At 43.5% G+C, this 25,639-nt stretch carries 20 protein-coding genes and 1 pseudogene; 9 read left to right on the forward strand and 12 right to left on the reverse strand.

The genetic code is table 11. The annotated features are described in order from the left end of the window. From OGM63_RS24825 to OGM63_RS24835, 3 genes and pseudogenes are all read left to right on the forward strand, one after another. A pseudogene (locus tag OGM63_RS24825) lies at window positions 1-220 on the forward strand (hypothetical protein); the annotation flags it as partial. Window positions 221-312: 92 nt separating this feature from the next. After that, window positions 313-1,119, forward strand: coding sequence for a tetratricopeptide repeat protein (locus OGM63_RS24830; RefSeq protein WP_263748345.1), 807 nt, complete (start codon window positions 313-315; stop codon window positions 1,117-1,119). Window positions 1,120-1,129: 10 nt separating this feature from the next. Next, window positions 1,130-2,404 (forward strand): glycosyltransferase, encoded by a 1,275-nt coding sequence (locus OGM63_RS24835; RefSeq protein WP_263748346.1) that lies wholly within the window; start codon window positions 1,130-1,132, stop codon window positions 2,402-2,404. Window positions 2,405-2,450: 46 nt separating this feature from the next. On the opposite strand, the gene OGM63_RS24840 is transcribed toward OGM63_RS24835, so the two are convergent. From OGM63_RS24840 to OGM63_RS24860, 5 genes are all read right to left on the reverse strand, one after another. Beyond that, complete coding sequence (locus OGM63_RS24840) at window positions 2,451-3,866, reverse strand: cytochrome P450 (RefSeq protein ID WP_263748347.1); 1,416 nt, start codon at window positions 3,864-3,866, stop codon at window positions 2,451-2,453. 82 nt (window positions 3,867-3,948) lie between these two features. Next, a complete protein-coding gene (locus OGM63_RS24845; protein WP_318528545.1) occupies window positions 3,949-5,448 on the reverse strand; it encodes an alpha-amylase in 1,500 nt (499 codons plus the stop codon). A 76-nt stretch (window positions 5,449-5,524) separates the two neighbouring features. After that, window positions 5,525-6,313, reverse strand: a complete 789-nt coding sequence (locus tag OGM63_RS24850) for a TIGR01548 family HAD-type hydrolase (protein ID WP_263748348.1) — start codon at window positions 6,311-6,313, stop codon at window positions 5,525-5,527. 48 nt (window positions 6,314-6,361) lie between these two features. Beyond that, window positions 6,362-6,829 carry a DUF29 domain-containing protein gene (locus OGM63_RS24855; RefSeq protein ID WP_263748349.1) on the reverse strand — a complete coding sequence of 156 codons (468 nt, stop codon included), beginning with the start codon at window positions 6,827-6,829 and terminating at the stop codon, window positions 6,362-6,364. A 363-nt stretch (window positions 6,830-7,192) separates the two neighbouring features. Beyond that, the gene (locus OGM63_RS24860) at window positions 7,193-7,663 is read right to left on the reverse strand and encodes a DUF29 domain-containing protein (protein WP_263748350.1); all 471 of its coding nucleotides are present in this window, start codon (window positions 7,661-7,663) and stop codon (window positions 7,193-7,195) included. Window positions 7,664-7,863: 200 nt separating this feature from the next. Between OGM63_RS24860 and OGM63_RS24865 the strand changes: the two genes are divergently transcribed. Then, window positions 7,864-8,163 (forward strand): 30S ribosomal protein PSRP-3, encoded by a 300-nt coding sequence (locus tag OGM63_RS24865; RefSeq protein WP_029633245.1) that lies wholly within the window; start codon window positions 7,864-7,866, stop codon window positions 8,161-8,163. Window positions 8,164-8,311: 148 nt separating this feature from the next. Here OGM63_RS24865 and OGM63_RS24870 read toward each other — a convergent pair whose 3' ends face one another. The 4 genes from OGM63_RS24870 to atpD all read right to left on the reverse strand — a co-directional run bounded on the left by OGM63_RS24870 (window position 8,312) and on the right by atpD (window position 14,842). Continuing rightward, window positions 8,312-10,042 carry a serine/threonine-protein kinase gene (locus tag OGM63_RS24870; RefSeq protein ID WP_263748352.1) on the reverse strand — a complete coding sequence of 577 codons (1,731 nt, stop codon included), beginning with the start codon at window positions 10,040-10,042 and terminating at the stop codon, window positions 8,312-8,314. Between the two features lie 272 nt (window positions 10,043-10,314). Then, window positions 10,315-12,405 (reverse strand): SPFH domain-containing protein, encoded by a 2,091-nt coding sequence (locus OGM63_RS24875; RefSeq protein ID WP_263748353.1) that lies wholly within the window; start codon window positions 12,403-12,405, stop codon window positions 10,315-10,317. A 434-nt stretch (window positions 12,406-12,839) separates the two neighbouring features. After that, window positions 12,840-13,253 (reverse strand): ATP synthase F1 subunit epsilon, encoded by a 414-nt coding sequence (atpC, locus tag OGM63_RS24880; protein ID WP_263748354.1) that lies wholly within the window; start codon window positions 13,251-13,253, stop codon window positions 12,840-12,842. Between the two features lie 140 nt (window positions 13,254-13,393). Continuing rightward, window positions 13,394-14,842 (reverse strand): F0F1 ATP synthase subunit beta, encoded by a 1,449-nt coding sequence (atpD, locus tag OGM63_RS24885; RefSeq protein WP_263748355.1) that lies wholly within the window; start codon window positions 14,840-14,842, stop codon window positions 13,394-13,396. Window positions 14,843-15,524: 682 nt separating this feature from the next. Here atpD and OGM63_RS24890 point away from each other — a divergent pair. Beyond that, on the forward strand, window positions 15,525-16,346 hold the full coding sequence (locus tag OGM63_RS24890) for a SirB1 family protein (RefSeq protein WP_263748356.1): 822 nt from the start codon (window positions 15,525-15,527) through the stop codon (window positions 16,344-16,346). Window positions 16,347-16,689: 343 nt separating this feature from the next. Here OGM63_RS24890 and OGM63_RS24895 read toward each other — a convergent pair whose 3' ends face one another. Further along, complete coding sequence (locus OGM63_RS24895) at window positions 16,690-17,145, reverse strand: SRPBCC family protein (protein ID WP_263748357.1); 456 nt, start codon at window positions 17,143-17,145, stop codon at window positions 16,690-16,692. Between the two features lie 347 nt (window positions 17,146-17,492). Here OGM63_RS24895 and OGM63_RS24900 point away from each other — a divergent pair, with 347 nt between their 5' ends. From OGM63_RS24900 to OGM63_RS24910, 3 genes are all read left to right on the forward strand, one after another. Then, window positions 17,493-19,133 (forward strand): mechanosensitive ion channel, encoded by a 1,641-nt coding sequence (locus tag OGM63_RS24900; protein ID WP_263748358.1) that lies wholly within the window; start codon window positions 17,493-17,495, stop codon window positions 19,131-19,133. Between the two features lie 535 nt (window positions 19,134-19,668). Then, window positions 19,669-20,328, forward strand: a complete 660-nt coding sequence (locus OGM63_RS24905; RefSeq protein ID WP_375340521.1) for an IS607 family transposase — start codon at window positions 19,669-19,671, stop codon at window positions 20,326-20,328. Between the two features lie 9 nt (window positions 20,329-20,337). Next, on the forward strand, window positions 20,338-21,417 hold the full coding sequence (locus tag OGM63_RS24910; protein ID WP_263748360.1) for an RNA-guided endonuclease InsQ/TnpB family protein: 1,080 nt from the start codon (window positions 20,338-20,340) through the stop codon (window positions 21,415-21,417). A 549-nt stretch (window positions 21,418-21,966) separates the two neighbouring features. On the opposite strand, the gene OGM63_RS24915 is transcribed toward OGM63_RS24910, so the two are convergent. Together OGM63_RS24915 and OGM63_RS24920 are read right to left on the reverse strand one after the other, a co-directional pair. After that, entirely contained in the window at window positions 21,967-23,427 is a 1,461-nt protein-coding gene (locus OGM63_RS24915) for a GTP-binding protein (protein WP_263748361.1), read from the reverse strand. Between the two features lie 224 nt (window positions 23,428-23,651). Continuing rightward, complete coding sequence (locus OGM63_RS24920; protein ID WP_263748362.1) at window positions 23,652-23,987, reverse strand: hypothetical protein; 336 nt, start codon at window positions 23,985-23,987, stop codon at window positions 23,652-23,654. Window positions 23,988-24,102: 115 nt separating this feature from the next. Here OGM63_RS24920 and OGM63_RS24925 point away from each other — a divergent pair, with 115 nt between their 5' ends. Continuing rightward, window positions 24,103-25,575 (forward strand): TldD/PmbA family protein, encoded by a 1,473-nt coding sequence (locus OGM63_RS24925; RefSeq protein WP_263748363.1) that lies wholly within the window; start codon window positions 24,103-24,105, stop codon window positions 25,573-25,575. Window positions 25,576-25,639 lie beyond the last annotated feature (64 nt).

Here is a 25,639-nt window from a genome sequence, read left to right on the forward strand (position 1 = left end):
AGGGGGGGAGGGGGGGAGGGGGAGACAAGGGGGACAAGGGGGACAAGGGGGACAAGGGGGACTCTCGTACAGACGTTCCACGCTTTACGTCTCTACCGCTCCTCCTAAATCCAAACTCCAAACTCCCAACTCCAAACTCCAAACTCCCAACTCCAAACTCCCAACTCCCAACTCCAAACTCCAAACTCCTAACTCCAAACTCCAAACTCCAAACTCCTAACTCCAAACTCCAAACTCCTAACTCCTAACTTCTAACTCCTCCCCTCCCCCACTTCCCCGTTGTCCATGATAAATTGTGAATTTTAACCGCAGATGATTAAATTAATTGCTATTTTGTTAAGTTTGTTGCTTGTGTTTGGATTGGGTGAACCAGTTATGGCACAATCGCAAATGCCCCAAATTACGGAAGAACAGTTACAAAAAGGGGATGAGTTAGCGAAGAAGGCTTTTGCTGCTACAGATAAAGGTGATTTTGCTACCGCTGAAAAGTACTGGACAGAGATTATTGAGCAATTTCCTCAAAATCCGGCAATATGGAGTAATCGGGGAAATTCGAGAGTAAGTCAGAATAAGTTGCTTGAAGCGATCGCAGATTATAACAAAGCGATAGAACTTGCACCAAATGCAACCGATCCTTATTTGAATCGCGGTACAGCGTTGGAAGGATTGGGAAGATGGGACGATGCTTTAGCTGACTATAATCATTTGCTAGAGCTTGACCCTAAGGATGCGATGGCGTATAATAATCGCGGAAATGCGAAAGCCGGTTTAGGGAAATGGGATTCGGCGATCGCTGACTATCAAAAATCAAATGAAATCGCTCCAAATTTCGCCTTTGCTCGTGCTAATTATGCTCTCGCTCTTTATGAAATCGGCGAAAAAGAGCAAGCAATTAAACAAATGAAAAACATCGTTCGCAAATATCCGAAATTTGCCGATATGCGTGCAGCGCTTACCGCAGCTTACTGGGTAAGTGGACAAAAAGGTGAAGCGGAAAGTAATTGGGTAGCAGCTTATGGACTTGATAGACGCTACAAAGATATTAGTTGGGTGAAAAATATCCGCAGATGGCCCCCCAGTATGATAGCAGCTTTAGATAAGTTTTTGAAACTGAAGTAGGGCAATTACTATGACTCATTTTGGCATTCTTAGTCCTGGTGCAGCAACTGGTCCCCTCAACACCATGCTCCCCTTGGGGCAGGAACTTCAACGGCGTGGTCACAGCGTCACTCTCTTCGGAACAATCGATACTCAATCTAAGGTACTTGCAGCAGGAATAGAATTCCAGTTAATTGGGGAGAAAGATTTTCCAGCTGGCTCATCAGCAGAATCTCTTGCTAAGTTGGGGCAGTTACGTGGACAGGCTGCATTTAAATATACTATTGATTTGCTCAAGCGGGTTTCGGCTGTGACGTTTCGGGATGCTCCAGCAGCAATGAAAGCAGCAGGTGTAGAAGCTTTGCTAGTAAACCAAAGTTCAGTAGAGGGAGGAACAATTGCTGATTTTCTGGGAATTCCTTTCATCACTGTTTGTAGTGCTGTGGTGTTGAATCGAGAACCTAGCATTCCTCCTTTTTTTACCACTTGGAAGTATAGTCCAGCTACGTGGGCACGTTTACGCAACAAATTGGGTTACACATTACTTAATCGCGTTGCCAAACCACTTACAGAGTTAATTGATGAGTATCGCAGAGAGTGGAAATTACCTTTGTACTCTGTTTCTAATGATGGCTACTCTCAACTAGCTCAACTAAGCAATGCACCTGCTGAATTTGAATATCCCAGGGAAGAATTGCCCCCTTGGTTCCATTTCACAGGAAGCTACCATACTCCCGCTAATCGCGCAGCTGTTGCTTTTCCCTATGAAAAATTGACGGATAAACCGTTAATTTACGCTTCGATGGGAACATTGCAAAATCGTCTGACTTGGGTTTTTGAAACTATTGCCTCAGCTTGTGAAGAATTGGATGCTCAGTTAGTGATTTCTCTGGGAGGTTCTGCTAAACCTGAATCACTGCCAAACCTGGCAGGAAATCCTCTAGTAGTTGAGTATGCACCTCAATTAGAAGTATTAGAAAAAGCAACCCTGATGATTACTCATGCAGGAATGAATACAACGATGGAATGTGTGAAAAAAGGAGTGCCAATGGTGGCAATCCCAGTTGCCAACGACCAACCGGGAGTCGCAGCACGTATCGCTTGGACAGGAGCAGGTGAGTTTATCACCCTTAAGAAATTGAATGTTCCCAGGTTGCGAAATGCTGTAAGGCAAGTGTTGACAGAAGAATCTTATAAACAGAATGCGCTAAGGTTACAAGCAGCTACTCTCCGTGCTGGGGGGGTAAGTCGAGCCGCTGATATTATTGAGCAGGCTGTGTCTACCGGCAAGCCTGTTTTAGCTTAAACTTTCATAATAAATGCCTCCCTAGTCAGCTGCATTCTAAAACTCTTTAAACGGAACTAGAGCTAGTCTCACGGACTCGCTGATTTTGAGGATGCTTCCCCTTCACTACCATTTTCACACCCCCTGCTGGGCTAAATAGCAAGCCTTTACGCACTGGCTGCACTGGTTTGCTATCAGCCAGTTCCATCTCCCAATGAGACAGCACTGTCGTCAACACCAGTTTCATCTCAAATAAAGCAAATGCCATACCAATACAGCGACGGTTCCCACCACCAAAGGGTAAATACTCATAGGGGGAAAATTGCCGTTCCAGAAAACGCTCTGGGTTAAATTGCTTTGACTGAGGATATAAATCTTCTCGATGATGGGTCAAGTAAATTGAGGGAATTAGCAGAGTCCCAGGTTCAAAGTTGTACTCCCCAATTTGTAGCGGTGATTTGACCACTCGATTTAGTGCCGATACCGCTACTGGGTAAAGACGTAATGTTTCCGAACAGACAGCATTTAAATAAGGCGATGCCTCCGGCGGGCTTTGCCTACGCAAAATAGCGTTAGGATCTGGTTGTTCACCCAACTTATCTAATTCTTGCAGCAGTTTTTCACGCACCTGCGGCAGATGATGAATCCAGTACAGCGCCCATGATAAGGTAGTTGCAGTAGTTTCGTGACCTGCGACTAATAAAGTCATCAACTCATCACGTAATTCCACATCCGTCATCGGCTCACCTGCTTCATCACGAGCAGCCATCATTAAAGATAGAATATCAGTTCGAGATGGATCGGGTTGTGCTTTGCGATCGCTAATCTCGGCGTAGATAAGTTCATCAATTTGCTGCCGTAAACGCAAGTATTTCCCCCAAGGACTCCACGCTCCTAAATCCTGTCGCATTGATGGGAAAATAAGTAAAATTGTTCTTAAGATAGGGTATTTGGGATTCAGGATTGCAATCAGGAGTTCCTTAAGTTTCTCGTAACGTAGCCCATCTTCTAGACCAAATACAGCCTTCAAAATTACTTGGAAAGAGATTGCTTGCATTGATGGCAGAACTGCAAAGGTTTCTCCAACCTGCCATTGACTAATCACTTGCTCTGTGATGTTACGGGTTAACTCACCATAAGCTAGCATTCGTTCCCCATGTAAGGGTGGTGTCAATAGCTTTCTTTGTCGCTGATGAGGCTTTCCCTCCAGCGCTAGTAACGATTGCCTTCCTAATAAAGGCGATTTAATCCCTGCTGGTTCACCAGAGTCCAACTGCTTTGGATCTGTAGTAAAAATCTGCTGAATCGCCTGAGGATTAAGGATGAAAACTTGAGGAGCAGCATTTTGTCCAAGCCGGAGCGTGAAAACATCACCATACCGTTTAGCACACTCTTCCATGTATTCTAGCGGGTTAGTCAGCCATTGAAACGTCTGTATCCAAGGGTGAGTTTTCGGACCATCGGGCAGTTTAAGTGTAGGCATTTTTCACCTCCTGATAAATTCGTAGTGAGGACTTCAGTCCTCATATTATGAAGGACTAAAGTCCTTACTACAAAGAGCTATACTACTTTTGCAGCCAAACTGACACCGAACCACCCGGACAAGGAAAATTACCCCATCCGTCGCTGTTGGTATGCACAATTTGCGGAATATGTCCAGTGGAATCGTAAAAAGCTGCATTCGGTCGAAACATATTCATCCACTTGCTGCCCGGTTCACCGTTAGTCAACACTACAGCCATTGCACCTGGATGTTCGCTATTACCTAAGCGCGTCCAACCGATAGTATTCTGATGGTCAAAGTAATCGTGTTGGTCGCCAAAACCGTATTCATTACGCGCTTTGAGAAACTTGTCAATCAAGAAACGGTGAGAATAAAGAGTTGCATCACGTCCCTTATCATGATATTTCGCTCCGTAATAGTCTGCATAAAAAACGCAAGGATAACCTTCACGGCGTAGTAAAATCAGTGCATACGCCAAAGGCTTAAACCAAGGTTCAACGGGAGACTCTAACGCTTGACACGGTTGCGTATCATGATTTTCGACAAAGGTGACAGCTTTGCTTGGTTGTTCCTTAACTAAAGTTCTGTCAAAAAGCGATCGCATGTCGAAACTACTACCTTGGCGACTTGCTTGATGAAACTTAAAGTGGAGAGGCACATCAAACAACGATAATCGTCCATCGGTAGCAGCTATATAGCCGTGTAACGCATTAATATCCTGTGACCAGTACTCCCCCACACTAAACAATTCTCGTTTGCCAAAATGCACTCGTAGATGGTTTAGCCAGTCGCGGAAAAAGCTGGAACGAATATGTTTAACAGCATCAATCCGGAAGCCATCTACATTTGTGGTGTCAACAAACCAACGTCCCCAATACATCAACTCACCACGCACGAACTCGTTGCCCATATCCAAGTCGTTCGCCATCAAATAGTCATAATTACCGTGTTCGGGGCTAACTTCTGTCTCAAAGTTATTATTTTTGATCCGATAGAGTTTATCAGCTCTTTTGGTGGCTGCATTGTAGGACAATGAATCAAACCACCACCAACACCACTTCATGCTGGAGTATTTATCTCCCCGACCAGAAAAATTAAACTTGGTATAAGCTTCAATTTCATACCAATCGCTGGCTGGACGGTTGCGGTCATTCCAATCTATTTCCTCTGCCCAGATGCGTTCTGTTTCATCTCCACCATCTTTGTGGTTGAAAACGACATCAGCGTAGATTTGAATGCCGGCATTTTGAGCGGTTTTAATCGCTGTCAGATATTGATCGCATGTTCCATATTTTGTGCGGACACTACCTTTTTGATCGAACTCACCTAAATCAAATAAATCGTAAACTCCGTATCCGACATCGCTACCGCCACCACTACCCTTGTAAGCTGGTGGTAGCCATAAAGCGCTAAAGCCTGCACTCTTTAACTCGTGAGCCGTTTTGGTCAGTTGATTCCATAGGCTACCATCATCGGGGATGTACCAATGGAAATATTGCATTATTACGCCGTTGGTCATGCGATCGCCTGAATAAGAATCTCTGGTGAATGCAGATTTCAAAATAGAAATCTTTCGTGTTAGCCTAAGTCATTTTTGTCACACATCCAAACATCTCCATAATTTATTTAGCTTTGCATTACCGCAACAATTCCTGAATCTGCACTGATGTTAATTCTTCCACATTGCTCAAAATTATCGCCGCTCCTGCTTCTCGCAATGTTTGGGCATATGCATCGCGACGCGCTACCGTCTCCTGTACATGAGGCGGTAAAATACCTACACCAATCCAAGTGCGCTCAGGTTCAACACTTCGCGCTTTCTCCACTGTGTACATATCTGCTACCGTATCTCCTGCATATATTACTGGCTGTAATTTGTCAAGAGCCAACAGGTGAACAGTCGCGAAAAGCCCAGTCGGGTCTGGTTTACCTGGTGCATCTTCCATCGCGACTAATATCGGTGACTTTAAACCCAGGCGTTTTTCCAAAACATAGGTAGCGGAAGCGCGAGTTGCACCGCTAAAAAAGCCCCATTCAATCCCAACTGATGTAAGTTGGTCAAAATAGCTAGACTGTAACAATAATGGCTCATCGCAGATATAACCCGTCCAATTTTCTGGGTTGGGTCCTCGGTAACGCGATTGAAAAAAGGCGACAATCGTGTTGTAGTCAAGTTGCAATTCCTCGCGGGGTATAGATTTGTCAACAAAATAGCGGTAAATTAACTCTTGGGATGCTTCCCAATCGTTATTCCAGATGCCTTCAGACTTAAGTTGGTCAATGTCTAGTGGTGTAGGGCGATACGCATTTGCTGTAAAATGCTCTACAGTATCTGCTAACGCTCGTCTATAGGAACCGCCAACATCACGGATCACACCATCAATATCGAAAACTACAATGGCTTTTGCAGAAGTTGGTTCAGTCATGGGTAGGGAAGTAAAGAGTTTTATTTTTATCCCAGCCAGAGCGTGAGATTATGACACCGATAAAAAATCACAGTCGAGGACTTGTTCTAGTGTAAAGGGAGATTGTTCAGGGAAAGTAGCGAGCGCTAATCCAGTTTCAATCACAGCCAGTCGTCTAGCGGTTTGATAGCTTTCCTCAAAAACCTGATCGAAGTGAGGTTTCAAACTGGGACTTTCCAGGAGTGCCTTTTGGACTCGTCTGCGGTGTTCCAATATTGTGTACTGCCAACTTTTTGAGCGTCTTTCAGTTTGAATTTGGTATTTCAGCAGATGCATCAGCAACACTTCCAGATTGCTCTCCAATGCCCGCTTTTCACTTCTGCCCATTGTTTCAATTTCTTCAATCAGGTTGTCTAAGTCCAGTTGTGTGAAACTCTTTTGCTTGAGCAGTTCTGCCGTGGTTTGAATCCACAGGTAAAAGTCTTGCTCATACAAAGAAGAACCAGATTTCTGAGATTGGGGCAGTTGGGCAGTCATAAGCCTCTTTAGTTAGCGCCGACTAAACTTTATGGTAGTCCATTCTCAATCATTGTTTGGTCATTTGATTTTGATAGAGAATTAGTTCTTTATATTATTTAACACGAGTTGGTAAAATCCCCATTATTTTGAATCCCAGCCACATTATTGGAGTAGCTGTAGTGGCTACTAAAACGATAATTACTATACTTACTAGCACATTACCAGGGCGTAAACTAACCCATGTTCCATGAAGAAAAATCATTCCAACTATAACTAAAACTCCTCCTGTGACTGCCATTGTTAATCTGTCAATACTCTAATTAACTCTTGATTATTGTCATCTTTCATAAATATATCCTTATCTTTTAGATCAGGGTGCGCTCATGACTCAGGTAAAAAATCGGGGTTGACGGTTTGCTCTGGGGTGAAGGGAGATTGTTCCGGGAAGATAATCAAATCCAATTCAGTTTCATCGGCAGCCAACAGCCTCGCATCGTCGTAACACTGCGCGAAAACGTCAGAGAAATAGGGTTTCAGGCTGGGACTCTCTTCTAGAGCTTGTCTGAGGCGTTTGCGATGCTCCCGAATTGTGGCTCGCCAACTACCAGAGCGCTTATCAGCTTGATACTTATATTTTAATAGATGCATCAGCACCACTTCCAAATTGCTTCTGAGTGCTTTGTTTTCACTCCTGCCCATTGTTTCAATTTCTTCAATCAAATTCTCTATGTCCAGTTCTGTGAGCCGACCTTGCTTGAGCAATTCTATAGTTGCTTGAATCCACAAGTAAAAGTCTTGCTCGTATAACTCTGAACAAGATGTCGTTTGAGATTGAGGCAGTTGGGCAGTCATAAACATCTCTCAAAGCGCCGACTACACTTTATAGTAGCTTTTCTAGAGTGTAGCTTGCGTTATAGCAACGCTTAACACACGCTACGACTATGCCCAATGCCCCATTCCCCATTCTTATTTAGTCAAGTTGTCAAGTATTGCGTTAGAATAAGCGATCGCATGAGTTAGTGAGTATTGTCCACAAATTAGCGGAGGTATGATTGACCAAGTTTATTTTAAAGATTTTGTGGTTGGATGAAAACGTCGCCTTAGCGGTCGATCAAGTCGTCGGCAAAGGCACAAGTCCCTTGACTAAGTACTTTTTCTGGCCCAGAAATGATGCCTGGGAAGAGTTAAAAAAAGAGCTTGAGTCAAAACACTGGATTACTGACGTCGATCGCGTTGAGTTGCTCAACAAAGGAACAGAAGTAATCAACTACTGGCAAGAGGAAGGCAGAAACCGTCCAATGGCTGAGGCTCAACTGAAGTTTCCCGAAGTTACCTTCACAGGTAGCGCTTAGTTTTCGCTCTCGTAAAAGCCTTCAGGCTGGAAGCCTGAGGCTATACGAACAAAGCCTGCCGACCCAGGCTGAAAACCTTTTTTCCGTAGTCCGCGTAGGCGGACTTGGTTCGTATAGCCGCACCCTTAAGGGTGTCGGGCAGTTTGATTTATTGTGATTCTACAAGCTGCCAAAGTTTGATTGTCTTGTCCCTGCTGCCGCTAGCAATCAGTTGTGCAACAGGGCTGACAGCAAGGGCAAACACTGAGTCTACATGACCAGATAAAGTAGCAATTTCTGCTGTGGTGTTGACCCCAGAAAGCTTAATTGTCTTGTCCCAACTTCCACTAATTAACGTTTCTCCATCAGCACTAAAAGCTAGTGTCACCACCGACCAGGAATGACTGGAAAGTGTGTGAATTAACTTACCAGTGTTCACCTCCCACAATTTAATAGTGTTATCATCGCTACCCGTCGCCAAAATTTGACCATCGGGACTGAAAGCGACTGTTAAAACCGCCCCTGTATGACCTATAAGTGTTTGATGAGGGCGGTTTTTCAATTGATTTGGCGATTCATTTGCTTTACAATTCCACAAGTTAATAGTTCTGTCAAAACTAGCACTTGCCAAAAGCTTTGATTGCGGACTAAACGCAACTGCACTCACCTGTAATTTATGTCCCGTCAAAGTGCAAATTTCTTTGCCAGAATAAACATCCCAGATTTTGACTGTTTTATCCCAGCTACCACTAGCTAGCAGCTTTCCATCGTGGCTAAAGGCGACTGATTTGACAGGGCGGGAATGTCCAACTAAAGTTAAAATTTCTTGGCAGGTGTTGACATCCCAGATTTTGATCGTTTTATCATCGCTAGCGGTTGCCAAAAGCTTTCCATCGGTACCCAAAGCAACTGATTTCACCGCTTGGGAATGTCCCTTTATATTAGCGATCGCTTCTTTTCTATTTAAATCCCAAAATACAATGCTTTTATCATCATTACCACTAACCAAAATATTACCATCAGGGCTAATCGCAATGGAATTTACATTACTTAATACACCATTTCCAGTCAAAGTATGCAAGCATTGCCAGGGAGGATTTTGAATTTGAGATTTGAGATTTTGGGATTTAATACCCATCACTTCCATGACTTCATCAGCATCTTGAAAGCGACGATTTACAGAATTTTCCAGCAACTTGTCAAGAATTTTCGCCAAAAAGTCGCTTACTTTAGTGGTAAGATAATCTCGCCAAGCCCAGCAATTATTCGCAACATCAAATAAATCAAAGGTTGGAATCTGCGTAAGTAAATAAATGCAAATTACACCCAAGCTATAAAGGTCACTTGCAAATACGGATTTTCCCTTAACTTGCTCAGGAGCCGCATACTCTGGACTGCCGATGCTGCATTCATCTGTAAAATCCTCGAAATTTGAACCAAATTTAGCAGTAGCAAAATTGACTAAAACAAAATCCCCCGTTTTCCTGCGGATGATATTTTCGGGTTGAATATTGCGATGAATGATATGGCGATCGCTAATATATTTGAGAACAGGCAATAAATCCTCTAAAAGTTGCCAAATCTGACTTTCACCAAAAACACCCTCATCGGATAGCACAGAGGCTAAATTGCTACCCTCAATAAACTCACGTACCAAATAAAATTGCCCTTCCTCCTGGAAATACGCCTTAATTGTGGGAATTTGCGGATGCTTACCAATTTCTTCTAAAACTTGCACCCTTCGCTGCAAATCTACAAATATTTCCTTTTGCAGCGAGAATTCTTGAACCACACAACGAACTGCGGGAAACAGACCTTCATCCACAGCAAGAAAAGTCTTGACAAATTCCCCTTGACTGATCAATTTAAGTAAACGGTAACGTTCTTGTAAAAAACTCAAAATAGCCTTCCGTCACTTTCTTCTGGAAAATTCAAAATTTACAAACAGAACTTATATCATTTAATGACAATGTAAAGACGTTCCGTCGGAACGTCTCTACGACATTTGCAATGTTTTTATTACTGTTAATTAAACGGACATGATATTACGCAAAAGCCCTCTGTAACTCTTACTACTTGGCGTACTTGGCGTACTTGGCGGTTCGTTTTTCCATAAGGAGTGCCTAATTAATCCTAGAGACGTTCCACCGGAACGTCTGTACATCTTTTGGGCTATTGATTTAACTTATCCGCCGAAAAATCAACAACTAACGGCGAATTACCATTCTGTAATTTTACCTGCGTAGGTGGTGTCACCTCACCCAACTTTCCAGTTTGATTCCATAAAATCATCGACAGTAACCCATCCACCAAGCCGTTACTACTACCATTACTACCCCCAACCAGAACATCTGGGATTAAACGGACATTGCTCGATCCGACAATTTGCATTAACTGCATTGCCGTATATCCTTGAGTTCCCAAAGCTTCCACACCAGCACTGTAAGTTTCCGCTTTCGCATTACCTGTAGCACGGATACCTTCAGCTTCACCGATCGCTTTCAGTTTAATAGCTTCCGCTTCACCGGTCGCTTGCTGAATTTGCGCGTTAGCTTGCAACTGAGCAATTGTGACACCTTGTTCCGATTGCACCAACTCTTGCTGAATATTAGCTATTGCTGTTTCCCTCACCAATTGCTGACGTTGAGTTTGTGCCATTTGCTGAACTTCGTAAGTTTTGCGTTGTTCCTCAGCAATTTTCCGGTCTGTCAGCGTGTGCATTAATTCTTCAGGTGGAGTAATCAAACCAATCAACGAATCCACCGCTTGCACATCATAAGCACGCAATGCAGATTTCACATATTCAGAAGCTTCAACTTGGCGATCGCTCCGGGCAATCAAGAAATCCAAGATAGTATACTCTTGAGCCGAGTTGCGGAAATAATTACCCACAATTGGACGCAAAACCTGATCGATGACGTTTTGCATCGAACCTAAGCGGGAAATCACTTTCGGTGCATCCAAAGCACCAATGTGGATAATTTGGAATATCTCTAAATCAAAGCTAAAACCATCAAATGACAGCAGTTTCAGCGCCTTCAAATTTGTATCGTATCCGTGCTGACCAGTAATTCTATCAGTAAAGTTTAAGACGATATTTGTCGTCGGCACTAGCTCAACTTTCATCACCTTAGTATTGAGCGGATGTTTACCAGGATACAACGGCTCTACCCAAACACCTTTATGTCCTTGGTTTACCAAATTCCCGTGGGTAAAAGCTGCACCGCTGACATCTTCCTGTTCTTTACCTACGAAAGAAATCACCACACCCACATAACCGATCGGAATTTCAGTCATGGGAACTTGTTCGACATTCACTAGCCAAGGGTTAAGGTTCCACGAACCCGATAATAACACCTGTTCTTGTAAACCACGCTGTCCGCCAGCATCAATAAATTTCTGACCATTTTGGAAATTATCATGTCCCTTAATGGTGCATCCAGCGATTTCACCTGCTGCGATGGATGAACCATCCAAAGTAGTAATAATACCAACCTTTTCTGCTGCTATTTGATGGATCTGCAACTGTTGCGGACTCATCCCGTGTTGGGTGGCATTACTGCCAGTAATAACCTTAAATAAAGCCGTGTTGATGCGGTAAGTACCCGCTGTCATAAAAGCAATTTGCCGTCCTCTTTCACCACCTTGAGTCAGGAATTTCCGCGCATTTTGGAAGTCGTCGCAATCGACGATTTTGCCTAAAATACGTTCTGGGGGGATGGGTGCCCCATCTGCGGCAAGAACAAGGGCAATTTCACCTTGGGGAACAACTATTACCGATTCTTTTTTAACTGAGAATTGCCAAGCCCAATAGCCCCAGTGCCACCCAGGAGCAAGGGTATCTGCCTGCAACCCCGCTTCATCGTTAAGAGCTATCAGCCGTCCTGCGGGGAGTCCGCGTCCTTTCAGGTCAAATTTTTTGACAACAATCCCAACTTCACGTTCACCGATTACCACCAGTCCACCTAAGAATAGGGGGACAAATATCACGAACCCACCGACAACAACGATGGGAATTAGTCCCCACGGATTAATTCCCATTGCCTGATATTTGCTGCTATGGATTTGAAGTTGGGCAATCGGCTTGATTTGACTTACCTGGACTGATGGGGAGGTAGTTTCTTGTGTAGGAGAAATTTTTGTGGGAGTAGCGCTTGCAGCTTGAATCGTAGTAGCGATCGCCAAAGAAGCTAAGAGTGATGTTGCAAAACGAAATATTTTATTTGACTGACGACGGTCAAGGGAATTTTTACGGCTTTGCATAAAATTTGCCCCTCTGGGCAACAATTATTGAAGTATTACTTCACCAAGAGTTTCCCCGATTTCTGAAACTTGCTGTAATTTTATACAAAACTTCATGACTACGGTGATTTTCTTTATGATGTAGTATGCACTTCAGTGCATGAATTAAGCGATGAATCGCTTACTACGAGTCATAAAAAAATGTCGTTATGATGTAGTATGCACTTCACTGCATGAATTAAGCGATGAATCGCTTACTACGAGTCATAAAAAAATGTCGTTATGATGTAGTATGCACTTCAGTGCATGAATTAAGCGATGAATCGCTTACTACGAGTCATAAAAAAATGTCGCTTTATGATAATAAAAACTCCTCCTTTGAAAGTTGCTAGGAGGAGGAGTTACTTGTCGGGAAGAATATTATTCCCTAACTTAAGTTTCGGCAGACTGAATGTTTATACCATCCCGCCGGCAGCTTGAAAGCGTGCGCGTGCGCGTTTGTAAGCTTTTGTTGCTTGAATTTGTGCTTGACGATCTTCTGCTTGCACTTGATTCACGCGGGCTTCTGCTTCGTTAAAAGCAGCACGGGCTTGTTCAAGGTTAATTGAGTCGCCTTTTTCTGCACCGTTAACCAGAATTGTGATTTCGTTGTCTTCGACTTCAGCAAAACCACCCATAAGGGCGATCGCTGTCCAACTCTGATTTTTATTTGCGCGTACTCGCATCACACCTGTATCCAAAGCGGTCAAGAGTGGTGCATGTCCTGTGAGAATACCTACCTGACCAGTAGTACTAGGCAACACTACTTCTTCAGCTTCGGCATCCCACACTGTTTTATCTGGAGCAATTACACGAACAGTTAGGGTCATAAATAGTCAAGAGTCAACAGTCAATAGTCGTAGAGACGTTCCACTGGAACGTCTGTACTGGAACGTCTGTACAAGAGTCAGCAGTCAACAGTCAACAGTCTTTTACAAATGACTAATGACCATTGACTAATGACTTATAACTAACCTTTAAGCTTTTCGCCTTTAGCGATCGCTTCGTTAATGTCACCGACTAAGTAGAAGGCTTGTTCGGGCAGCTCGTCCAATTTGCCTTCGAGAATCATTTGGAAGCCTTTGATGGTGTCTTCCAATTTCACGTATTTACCAGGAGAACCGGTGAATACTTCTGCCACGAAGAAGGGCTGAGATAGAAAGCGTTCAACTTTGCGGGCACGAGATACGATCAGGCGATCGTCTTCTGACAATTCATCCAAACCAAGAATGGCGATGATGTCTTGCAGTTCTTTATAACGTTGCAGAGTTGCTTGTACAGCACGAGCGGTGCTGTAGTGTTCGTCACCTACAATGTTGGGTTGCAACATGGTGGAAGTGGAATTTAACGGATCTACAGCCGGATAAATTCCTTTGGATGCCAAACCGCGAGACAGCACTGTTGTACCATCCAAGTGAGCAAAGGTGGTTGCAGGTGCGGGGTCAGTCAAGTCATCCGCAGGTACGTACACAGCTTGAATCGAAGTAATAGATCCTTCGTTAGTAGACGTAATCCGCTCTTGCAGTGCGCCGACGTCGGTTCCCAGTGTAGGCTGGTATCCTACCGCAGAAGGCATCCGACCTAGTAGCGCCGATACTTCAGAACCTGCTTGTACGAACCGGAAGATGTTATCAACAAACAGCAACACGTCCTGCTTGTTCACATCCCGGAAGTACTCTGCCATTGTCAAACCAGACAAACCAACCCGCATTCTCGCTCCGGGTGGCTCGTTCATCTGACCGTAAACTAGAGCAATCTTAGACTCGTTGAGGTTGTCTTTATTGATTACCCCAGATTCCATCATTTCGTTGTAGAGGTCATTACCCTCACGAGTCCGTTCACCCACACCTGCGAATACGGACACACCACCGTGTTGAGTTGCGATGTTGTTGATCAATTCCATCATGATCACGGTCTTACCGACCCCTGCACCACCGAACAGACCAATTTTACCGCCACGTCGATAGGGGGTTAGCAAGTCTACAACTTTAATCCCAGTCTCGAACACGGAAGGCTTGGTTTCCAGTTCTGTGAATTTAGGAGCATCACGGTGGATGGGTAACGTTGCTTCAGCATTTACAGGTCCCCTGTTGTCTACAGGTTCGCCAAGAACGTTGAAAATCCGTCCTAAGGTGGCTTTACCAACTGGCACACTTATGGGAGCGCCGGTATCAGCGGCTTCCATGCCACGGACTAAGCCATCAGTGGTGCTCATGGAAACGGCTCTCACCTGGTTATCGCCCAGCAGCTGCTGCACTTCGCAGGTCAGCGAAATTTTTTGTCCGGCTTCGTTCGTGCCTTTGACAATTAAAGCGTTGTAGATTTGCGGCATTTTCCCGGTGGGGAATTTAACGTCTACAACCGGACCAATGATTTGGGTAATGTAGCCTATGTTTGTTTTTTCTGCGGTGGTGACCATGCTGGGTCCTAATAAATGAAGCTATATTTGGTGATAGGGTCGTCGGCGACTTCAGATTAACGCTCTTTCATCTTCCAGGTTATCACCGAACGACTCCTATCTTCGCCATAAATTGATTCTTAAGACTGATGTCGTTAAGTAGGCAGCAGGCTTTGATGCAGAAGGCTTTGGGGAAGACTAGAAAAGCAAAAAAGTGTTTTGATTAGGCATAGACGATTAGCACTTGCTAAAAACCTGGGGTCGTTGGTTCTTGTGCCTCATATTCGCTTGTGCGTGTATACAGCAGATTTCAGGTTGCAGGAAGTACATATAACCTAAAACCTTGATTAGACTATTCTGTGCTACGTCTCTACGTGTGTTCGATTAAAGCGATAGGGTGCTGTAGCTATGCAGTGAGATTATCATACATAAATGCGGAAAATAAAAAAGCTGCTGCCAAAGCGCGATCGCACTTTCTCAGCAGCTCTATACCATTTCACTCTGAATATCTAATACACACGATGCCAATGACATTTCGCAAAACCTGATTAATCTAAATCTCATAAATTATTTATAAATATAGACAAGTAAATTTGAATACATTGGGTAGTAACCTTTGATCAAAGCTGTATGGGTAGATGTTCAAATCTTCTGATTGTCTTTAAGATAAGGGTAAGCAACACATCGATACAGCATAAGATATATGAATTTCTCGTCAGCGCGACAAAATTTTCATCAAGAGATTCAACAGCCTGACGGAAATATAGATTTGGCAAAGGCAGCGTTATACATTGCACAAGAAGAATATCCCGATCTGGATGTTGAAAACTACCTCAATGCCCTCGATACAATGGCAGCAGAAGCTAAAAAACGCTTGCGAATCGGGCGTTATCCTTTGCGGGTAATTAAAACCATTAATCAGTATCTTTACGATGACTTGGGATTTACAGGCAATAAAAAAGACTATTACGACCCCCGCAACAGCTTTTTTAATGATGTGATCGATCGCCGATTGGGAATTCCGATTACTTTGGCACTGGTTTACATAGAAGTTGCCCGAAGAGTTGATTTCCCGATGGTGGGGGTGGGAATGCCGTTACATTTTTTGATTCGTCCAGATATCCCCGATATGGAGATTTTTGTTGATGCGTTTAATAACGGTGAAGTGATCTTCGCCGAAGATTGCCAAGAGCGACTTTCGCAAATATATCAACAAAACGTCACCCTACAACCAGAATTTTTAGCAGCAGTGAATCATCGGCAATTTTTGGTCAGGATGCTGACGAATCTGAAATATATTTACCTGAAACAGCAGGATATTGAAAAGGCTTTAGCAGCAGTTGAGAGAATTTTGCTCTTGTTGCCTGATATGATTTTAGAATTGCGCGATCGCGGTCTGCTTTACTATCAACTTGGTCTTTACACTCAAGCTACTCAAGATTTGCAAAGTTATTTAACCAGAGTTCCCGATGCTGAAGATGCGCCGGTGATTCGACGCTTGCTGACTCAGATGGGGAGGGGGTGAGGGGGGGAGTGGGGGAAGCGTGGTGTGGGGGACTTTTGTACAGACGTTCCGTCGGAACGTCTCTCTTGACTTTTGTACAGACGTTCCGTCGGAACGTCTCTCTTGACTTTCGTACAGACGTTCCGTCGGAACGTCTCTACTCCTGACTTTTGTACAGACGTTCCGTCGGAACGTCTCTCTTGACTTTTGTACAGACGTTCCGTCGGAACGTCTCTACTCCTGACTTTTGTACAGACGTTCCGTCGGAACGTCTCTACTCCTGACTTTCGTACAGACGTTCCGTCGGAACGTCTCTCTTGACTTTTGTACAGACGTTCCGTCGGAACGTCTCTACTCCTGACTTTTATCGAAACCCTTGCTGTACTTCCTGCGCTACTCGTTTGAGTCGTTGCAGTTGTTCTTGCATGTCTTTTTTTGTCCAGGGTTCAGCGAAGGTTTTGAAGCCCCAGCTAATTATCGGGTTGGGAATCTCAAATTCAAAGCGATTAACTAGGCGCGTTCCTTTTTCGACTGGTTGACATTCCCAGCGATCGCGTCCAGTGAAAAAACCGTCAAACTCCCACACTACCAAACCTGGTTGTCTTTCCACAACTGTGCTATTTAATGTCGGTTTTATGATCGGTATTTGAATTACAAACTTACTTTTACTACCATTATCGCTACTCCAAGTTTCGCCGATAGGTTCGCAACGCAGCACCGGGTTAAGCCAACGGTGCATGAGAGTTAAATCGGTAATACATCTGTCAACCACCGTCGCTGTCGCATTAATTTGAATTGACTGTTCAAAAACTTGAGACATTTTACATCTTTCAAGCGATCGCTGCACTTACAGTAAGGCTAAATTTAGCGCTGTTAATAGACTAAATCAATACTAAAGCCAACTATACTTTAGAAATAAAAATATATACAATGATGCCAAAATCAGTGATATTTTACTGTTTTAACGCTAGTAATTGATCAAAGGAGTTGTCAAACAAGCAAGTAAAAAAAATACTCTTGATATCAACTCCATATATGATTTTACTGGTAGATTTATAGGCAAAACACTGGTAATTTAACTGGCATGTATATTTGTGCTATACAATACACGCCAGAAGAATCTAAGGTGTTTTTGAGATAACAGTTTACCTTAAGAGTGGGAAAACCATGAACACAACTTGGCAAGGAATAACCCAGGTAATGGAACTTGGTTTGTTGATGAGGGTGCAGCATTTTTTGGCACAGTCGCCAAGTCTATCACCAGATCAATCAAACGCAGTCAATTATGTACAAGGAAGTGTCCAACAGGTAGTTCAATTTTTGCCCCGTTTGCTGGGGGCTGTAGCGATTTTGTTAATTGGCTGGCTGATTGCAGCAGTAGCTGCGGCAGTAGTACGCGGCATTCTCAATCGCACTAAGATAGATAACCGTATTGCTTCTGGGTTAACTGGTAGCGATGCCATCCAAGTCGAGAAATTTATCGCCGGCTTGGTTTTTTGGTCTATCCTGCTGTTAACCATAGTTGCCGTATTAGATACCTTAGAGTTGAGAGTCGCTTCTCAACCGCTTAATTCTTTTCTCAATCAAATTGGTGACTTCTTACCTAGGTTAGTGGCTACGGGAGTCATCCTCTTAATCGCTTGGTTAGTAGCTACCCTCGTCAAGCTGATAACCATACGGGGACTCAGCGCTTTGCGGCTAGATGAGCGTTTGAATCCACCAGAAACACGAGATACCGTCTCAAATACCAATCAATTGTCTCTGAGTGAGACCATTGGCAACGCTTTGTATTGGTTCATCTTTTTGCTGTTTCTCATCCCAGTTTTGGATACTTTGGGGTTACAGCAGGCTTTACAACCAGTACAAACGCTGGTAACGCAGATTATCTCAATTCTGCCGAATATTTTAGCGGCAGGGTTGATTGGTGTAGTTGGCTGGTTTGTAGCTAATATAGTGCAACGGATTGTCACCAACTTACTGGCAGCAACTGGAGTCAATGATTTGGGGAGACGCTTTGGACTTTCGTCTAGTGCGGGAGCGCAATCTTTATCATCGATTATCGGCACCATTGTCTATGTGTTGATTTTGATTCCGGTAGCGATCGCTTCGCTGAATGCTTTGCGAATTGACGCGATTTCCTTGCCAGCGATCGCGATGTTGCAGCAGATTCTGAATGCCTTACCTGCGATCTTCACAGCGATCGCCATTTGGATTGTTGCTTATTTCGTCGGGCGATTTGTTGCGGAACTTGTTACCAACATCCTCACAAGTATCGGCTTTAACAACATCTTCTCTGTTTTAGGTCTGCCAACTCCCGTCAGACGCACCACATATCCAACTGAAACAGAAGCACTTCCCCCAGCTAGAACCCCATCGGAAATTGCTGGTATCGTTGTATTAGTTGGTGTAATGCTGTTTGCTACAGTCGCGGCAGTGAATATCTTGAATATTCCCGCGCTGACAGCACTGGTAAGTGGCATAGTCGTCATATTCGGACGCATTTTGGCGGGATTGATTGTATTTGCCATCGGTTTGTTTTTAGCAAATCTGGCTTTTAGCATCATTTCCAGTTCGGGAAATGCCCAAGCACGAATTTTGGCACAGGTAGCGCGGATTGCGATTATCGCTTTGGTTTCGGCAATGGCATTGCAACAAATTGGTGTTGCGAGTGATATTGTCAACTTAGCCTTTGGGCTTTTATTAGGTGCGATCGCTGTTGCTACTGCCTTATCTTTCGGTCTAGGTGGTCGCGATATCGCTCGCGATCAAGTTCAACATTGGTTAAACTCTTTTAAAAGTAAAGGGTAAATACTAAGGACTAGGGACTAGGGACTAGCTAAGAAAGTTATTCCCTAACCCTAAATCTCGGAACTTCAGAGCTTTGAACTTGGATGTTTGAGTTTATAACTTGACATTCCGAGTTCAAAACAGGAAGTTCCGAGTTCAAAACAGGAAGCTCCTAGTTCAAAACAGGAAGTTCCTAGTTCAAAACAGGAAGCTCCTAGTTCAAAACAGGAAGTTCCGAGTTCAAAACAGGAAGTTCCGAGTTCTGAAGGTGAAAACTGGAGTTTTGAGCCTCAACATTCGAGATTAGTCTTGTTTTGTTCTCATTGACCGAAAAAATGGGACTCAAGCCCCGTCATAAGCTTGACGGCTTTATGGTAAAATAGATATAGTCGCCATAGGGCATTAGGAGACTATAAACGAACGTCGAGGGATGATAAGACTATTTCGATAGCACAACCCAATGAAGCGTTAAGGAATCCTCGGACTTTAGGACGAGGAGTTATCTTAAGAAGACAAAAGCCTAGACATTAATATACAATAAGGTTGAAGTATAGACATTAACCTTATGTACAAACCACACGAATTTGCTAAAAAACTTGGGGTAACAGTAAAAACATTACAGAGATGGGATACTTCAGGAAAGCTGCCAGCAAAAAGAACTGTTTCTAATTATCGCTATTACACTGATGACGATTTAAGAATAGCTAAGGGATTGCAACCATTAGAAGCAAAAAAGAAAGTAATTATTTATTGCCGCGTTTCATCGAATAATCAAAAACCTGAACTATTAAATCAAGTAAAAGCTATGGAAGCTTTTTGTAGTTCCAAGGGTCTTGCAATTGATGAAACTATAAAAGAAATTGGGGGTGGACTAAACTTTAAAAGAAAAAAATTCTTAGTACTTGTTTCTTCCATTCTTAAGGGAGAAGTCAAAACTTTAGTCGTGGCTCATAAAGATAGACTCTGTAGATTTGCATTTGAGTTTGTAGAAGAATTAGCCACAAGCTATGGCTGTGAGATTATTGTGGCTAATCAGGAGTCTTTGTCTCCGCAGCAAGAATTAGTAGAAGATTTAATGGCAATAATACATTGCTTCTCTTGCAGATTGTACGGCTTGCGTTCTTACTCCACAGACTTGAAAAATAAATTAAAAGAAACCATTGACAACCCTAGACATGATAAGATATTATTAAAGAACAAAGAAACACAGTGTTGAGGTCGAACAATGCTTTTATCCATCAAAACAAAATTAAAACTAAATAGCAACCAAGAAACAATAATGAGTAAACACGCAGGTATTGCTAGGTTTACTTATAACTGGGGTCTTGCTACTTGGAATAACTTGTTTAAAGATGGACTAAAACCTAACAAATATATCCTCAAAAAATTCTTCAATAATTACGTAAAACCTGAATTCACATGGATTAAAGAAAAAGGTATTTGTCAGAAAATAACTCAATATGCTTTTGACCATCTTGGGGATGCTTTCTCAAGATTCCTCGCCAAAAAAGGTGGTTATCCTAATTTTAAAAAGAAAGGACACCACGATTCTTTTACCATCGATGCGGGTGGAAAACCTATTGCTGTTGGTGGTAAATCAGTAAAATTGCCTACGATTGGATGGGTAAAAACATATGAAGGATTACCACACACAGTATGTACCAAAATTACAATTTCTCGCACTGCCGATAGTTGGTTTATTGCCTTTGCTTACGAACAAAAACATGAACCAACTATTAAACGTCATGATGTAGTTGGTGTTGATTTAGGAGTAAAAGAATTAGCAACACTTTCCACTGGAGTAGTCTTTCCAAATCCCAAGCATTACAAAACTAATCTAGAAAAACTCACTTATGTGACGAGATCGTTTGCCAGAAAAGTTAAAGGTTCTAACAACCGACATAAAGCTAAAACCCAACTTGCTAAACATCATGCTAGGGTAGCCAATCTCAGGAAGAACACACTTCACCAAATCACTACTTTTTTATGCAAAAACCACGCCAAAATAGTAGTAGAAGATTTGAATGTTTCTGGGATGTTATTAAATCATAAATTAGCTCAAGTTATTGCTGCTAAAGGTGGTTTCCATGAGTTTAAGCGGCAATTGGAATATAAAGCTAAAAAGTTTGGTTGCGAAATAATAATTGCAAGCCGTTGGTTCCCGTCGAGTAAAACCTGTTCAAACTGTGGTCATATTCAAGATATGCCACTCAAAGAAAGGACTTACAACTGTATTAGTTGTGGACATTCAATGGACAGGGATTTGAACGCCGCAATTAATTTATCACGTTTGGCTAAAGCGTGAAAGCTTATTGAGGGATAACCGCTCCCATGCTCCCGTTGAAGTAAGAAGTAAATGTCTAGACTTGTCTAGTTTTTATATAGCAGGTATGTCAACCTTCAATCTCGGATGTTGCTGTTCCAAGCATGAAGTTTTGAGTTCAAAGGGTAAGCGATCGCCCCTCACACAGCATCATTGACTCATGGAACATGAAGTTCCGAGTTCTAAGCTCAAAGTTCCGTATTTTGAGAGCGATCGCTTTTATTTTACCGATAATACCCTCACCCTAGAAGGGCTTATCATTACCAACATATTTCAAAACCCTCGAAGAATGCCGCTATCTAGCCTGAGAATAAATTCTCAGGCTGTTAGACAAAGGTTTATAACCGTTGGCGGGATAAGGGTTTTACCAGATAAATAAATGTTGGTAATGACAAGCCTTAGAATGGTGTGGCGTTGCGCGTATAAAGCCCACCTACGTGAGCTAAATCCATTATTTACGTTTTTAGTCCGCGCAGGCGGACTTTGTTCTTCTAGCCGCGACTTCAGTCGTCGGGTAATGAGTCTTGAAGTCTAACCTCTTCGCTTCATCTTCTCTTGCAACTCATCCTTAATGCGGTTGAGAATCGAAGTCTCATCAAGAGTTGCCAAAATCTTCCCAATTACCGCTTTCGGTCCATCAGGTCCCCAAGTTGCCCCATTAGCTAAATAAGCTTTAGTGACTTGTCCAATTCCATAAGAAGCAACACCAGTTACCCCAGCTTGAGTTATCGCAACTGATACATAAGGAGCGAAAGAAGCACCACCTGTAACGGGTGCAGAGATACCAAGTAAAGTTTTTAACCCGCTTAAACCGAGAGTTGCTAACAGTTCGCTGGCACCGATACCGCCCATTCCCAGAGCGATTTTCTGCAATAATTGTATGGCTCCAGTTTCCGTCATAGCGATGCCGTATAGTTTAGATAAACCGAGAATTAAAGCAATATCAATAACTACACCGCTAAGTATATCCACCACTGTAATCGGATTGAGAGCGATCGCTACCGCTTTAGTGATAACTGCTTTCCAAATCAACTCATTTGCAGCGCGATCGCGAATCATCAATTTTCGCTGCACCAATTGCTCATTCACATTATCCGCGTAAATCATCGTGTTCAAAGCCACCAAAGCTTTGCCCTCGCGGTGTAAAATCTCTAATATTTTCAGCTTTAATTCTTCAACTTGGGCATTACCTGCACGCAATTGTATCCCCCTACTACCATCGGCACGTTGAACCGCAGTCTTTAGCAAAGGTGATGCTGCTGCCATGACAATTTCTAGCGGTGAAAGTAATTCCCGCACCCTTTCATCGCGGACTTTTTGGTAAACTGCCATGCGATCGGCTTCAGGATACTGGTCAACCTTGTTAAACACCAAAATTATTGGTTTACCAGCTTCCCGCAACTGAGAAAGAGCCTCATGTTCTATTTTCGTCATGTCCCCAGAAATAACAAACAGAATTAAATCAGCTTGTTTTGCGACATGTTCAGCTAAAGCAGTGCGGGTTTCCCCATCGACTTCATCTAAACCGGGAGTATCAATCAATTCCACCTGAGATTGACCGATTCCTGGTAAAGTTACTCTCAGAGTGCGAGATGAGGAAGCGATCGCATCCTCACTAATACTCCAATTCACTCGCTGTGCAGCACGAGTCACACCATGCAAAGGACCCGTTTCAAACACCGACTGTCCAACCAAAGCATTCAATAAAGAAGACTTCCCCCGTCCCACCATTCCAAAAGCCGCAATTTGCACCACCATGCGGTCTAACTTCCCCAACATGACTTCTAAATCCCCAATTTCCTCTTCCAAACCGCGTTTTTCTTGGGGAGTCAAGTCAAGTTTATTTACCAAACTTCTTAATGCCGTTTGTGCCTGCTTATAATTGAGTTCCGCCTGAATATCCTCAAAACTGAAAATAGCTTTATCAAGTTCTTCCTCCCAACTAGAAGAATCACCTTCATGAGGATCGGGCAAAGGTAACATCGAATTCATATTAACTTCAGATTTTTTCTTTAAAATTTTAAATAGATACCCTTTTTCATCCTAGTGATTTTCTAACGTAGTAAGCACTTTAGTGCTTAAATCAAGCGCTTAAGCGCTGACTACGAATATCACCATGTAGGGTGCGTTACTTCGTGCTTCACACCCTAAAAGCACAACGAACTGAACTGCAAGATTCCCGACTTCTTGAAGGATACAGCTGGCGAATAGGGGTATCAACCCCTCATTTTACCAAAAACCCTCGTAGAGACGTTCCGCCGGAACGTCTCTACAATCGTGCGGAACGTCTCTACAATCGTGCGGAACGTCTCTACAATCGTGCGGAACGTCTCTACAATCGTGCGGAAGGTCTCTACAATCGTGCGGAACGTCTCTACAATCGTGCGGAAGGTCTCTACAATCGTGCGGAACGTCTCTACAATCGTGCGGAACGTCTCTACAATCGTGTGGAATGACGCAAAATCGTTCTTTGAGGGGTGATACCCCTGAATGACCAGCAGTATCCGCATAAGTTGTCGGGAATCTGACCACCCGTGTCTTGGTAGTACCATCCCTACCTACACCTACTTACTAACCTCCCACGGACATTTTCTTAAATTTGCTAGAGTTAACACACCAGAATATTTCAGTTAAAACTCTAATAATGCCAGCATTTTAAGGGAACCCATGCTTACAAACACCCTACTTCAATCCAATCAACTCCCCACCCTACAATACACCTCCACAAGCGAGCGATTTGATGAAACCTGGGAAGCTCCCCTGGCAATTCTCCTCGGACTCGGACGTGCTGCCGGCGCCGACTTCATCGAATTATTCTTAGAACGTCGCAACTATATTACTTGCCTTGCAGAAGACGATTCCATCACCAGCATTTCACCCAGTCTAACTACCGGTGCCGGAGTCAGAGTATTTCGTGGCAAAGCCGACTGCTACGTCAGCACCAACAACCTATCATTTACCGGTTTAAAAGCCGCATTAGAAAAAGGTCTTTCAATCTTAGGATTGCAACTACCAGCATCCACCGCTTTCATCCCAGAAATCAACCTCGAACTCCTTAGAGACTACGCAACCAAAAGAGGCAAAGAAAAATGGCTACCTTTATGTAGTTCCATCCGCGAAATGGGAGAAGTCCTCCTTGATGGTACCGCCTACTTGCACACCAAAGCCAGTCACGTTCAATCTCGCCGCGCCAGCTACTTCCGCGATTGGCAAGAAGTCTTAATTGCCGCTAGTGATGGCACATTTGCCCGTGACATTCGCCTCACCCAATCTGTAGGATTTAACGTATTGTGCGCTGATGGTGCAAATCGCACCTCCATTGCCGAACGTGCAGGTAACACCAGCGATGCCAACTTCCTGAGAACCTGGGATTATCAACAATCCGCCGAGCAAATAGCCGAATCAGCCGGTAAAATGCTCTACGCTGACTACGTAGAATCCGGCACATACCCCATCATCATGGCGAATCACTTTGGCGGGGTAATTTTCCACGAAGCCTGCGGACACCTCTTAGAAACCACGCAAATTGAACGCAAGACCACACCCTTTGCTGACAAAAAAGGCGAAAAAATTGCCCACGAAAGTTTGACAGCATGGGATGAAGGACGTTCTGAAAACGCCTTCGGCACAATTGACATGGACGACGAAGGAATGCCCGCACAAAGAACGCTATTAATTGAAAAAGGCGTTTTAAAGAACTTCTTAGCAGATAGAACCGGTTCATCGCGAACCGGACATCCCAGAACCGGCAGCGGGCGCCGTCAAAATTACACCTATGCTGCCGCTAGTCGGATGCGAAATACTTATATTGCCACCGGTGAACACAACACAGAAGATTTATTTGCCTCAATTGACAAAGGCATTTACTGTAAAAAAATGGGTGGTGGTAGCGTCGGTGCCACAGGACAATTTAACTTTGGTGTAGACGAAGCTTATTTAATAGAAAACGGCAAAATCACCAAGCCATTAAAAGGAGCCATCCTCATCGGTGAAGCAAAGGAAATTATGAATAAAATTTCCATGTGTTCCCAAGACCTATCATTAGCCGCAGGTTTTTGTGGCTCCGTCAGTGGCAGCATTTACACCACAGTCGGACAACCCCACATCAAAGTAGATTCTATCACCGTAGGCGGACGCTAACCTCTTTAATTCGTAGTAAGCACGAAGAGTGCTTTCTTGAGCGCTGAAGCGCTCACTACAAAAT

This window comes from Plectonema radiosum NIES-515 (genome assembly GCF_025753815.1).
In the GTDB taxonomy this organism is placed as follows: Bacteria; Cyanobacteriota; Cyanobacteriia; order Cyanobacteriales; family Nostocaceae; genus Hassallia; species Hassallia radiosum_A.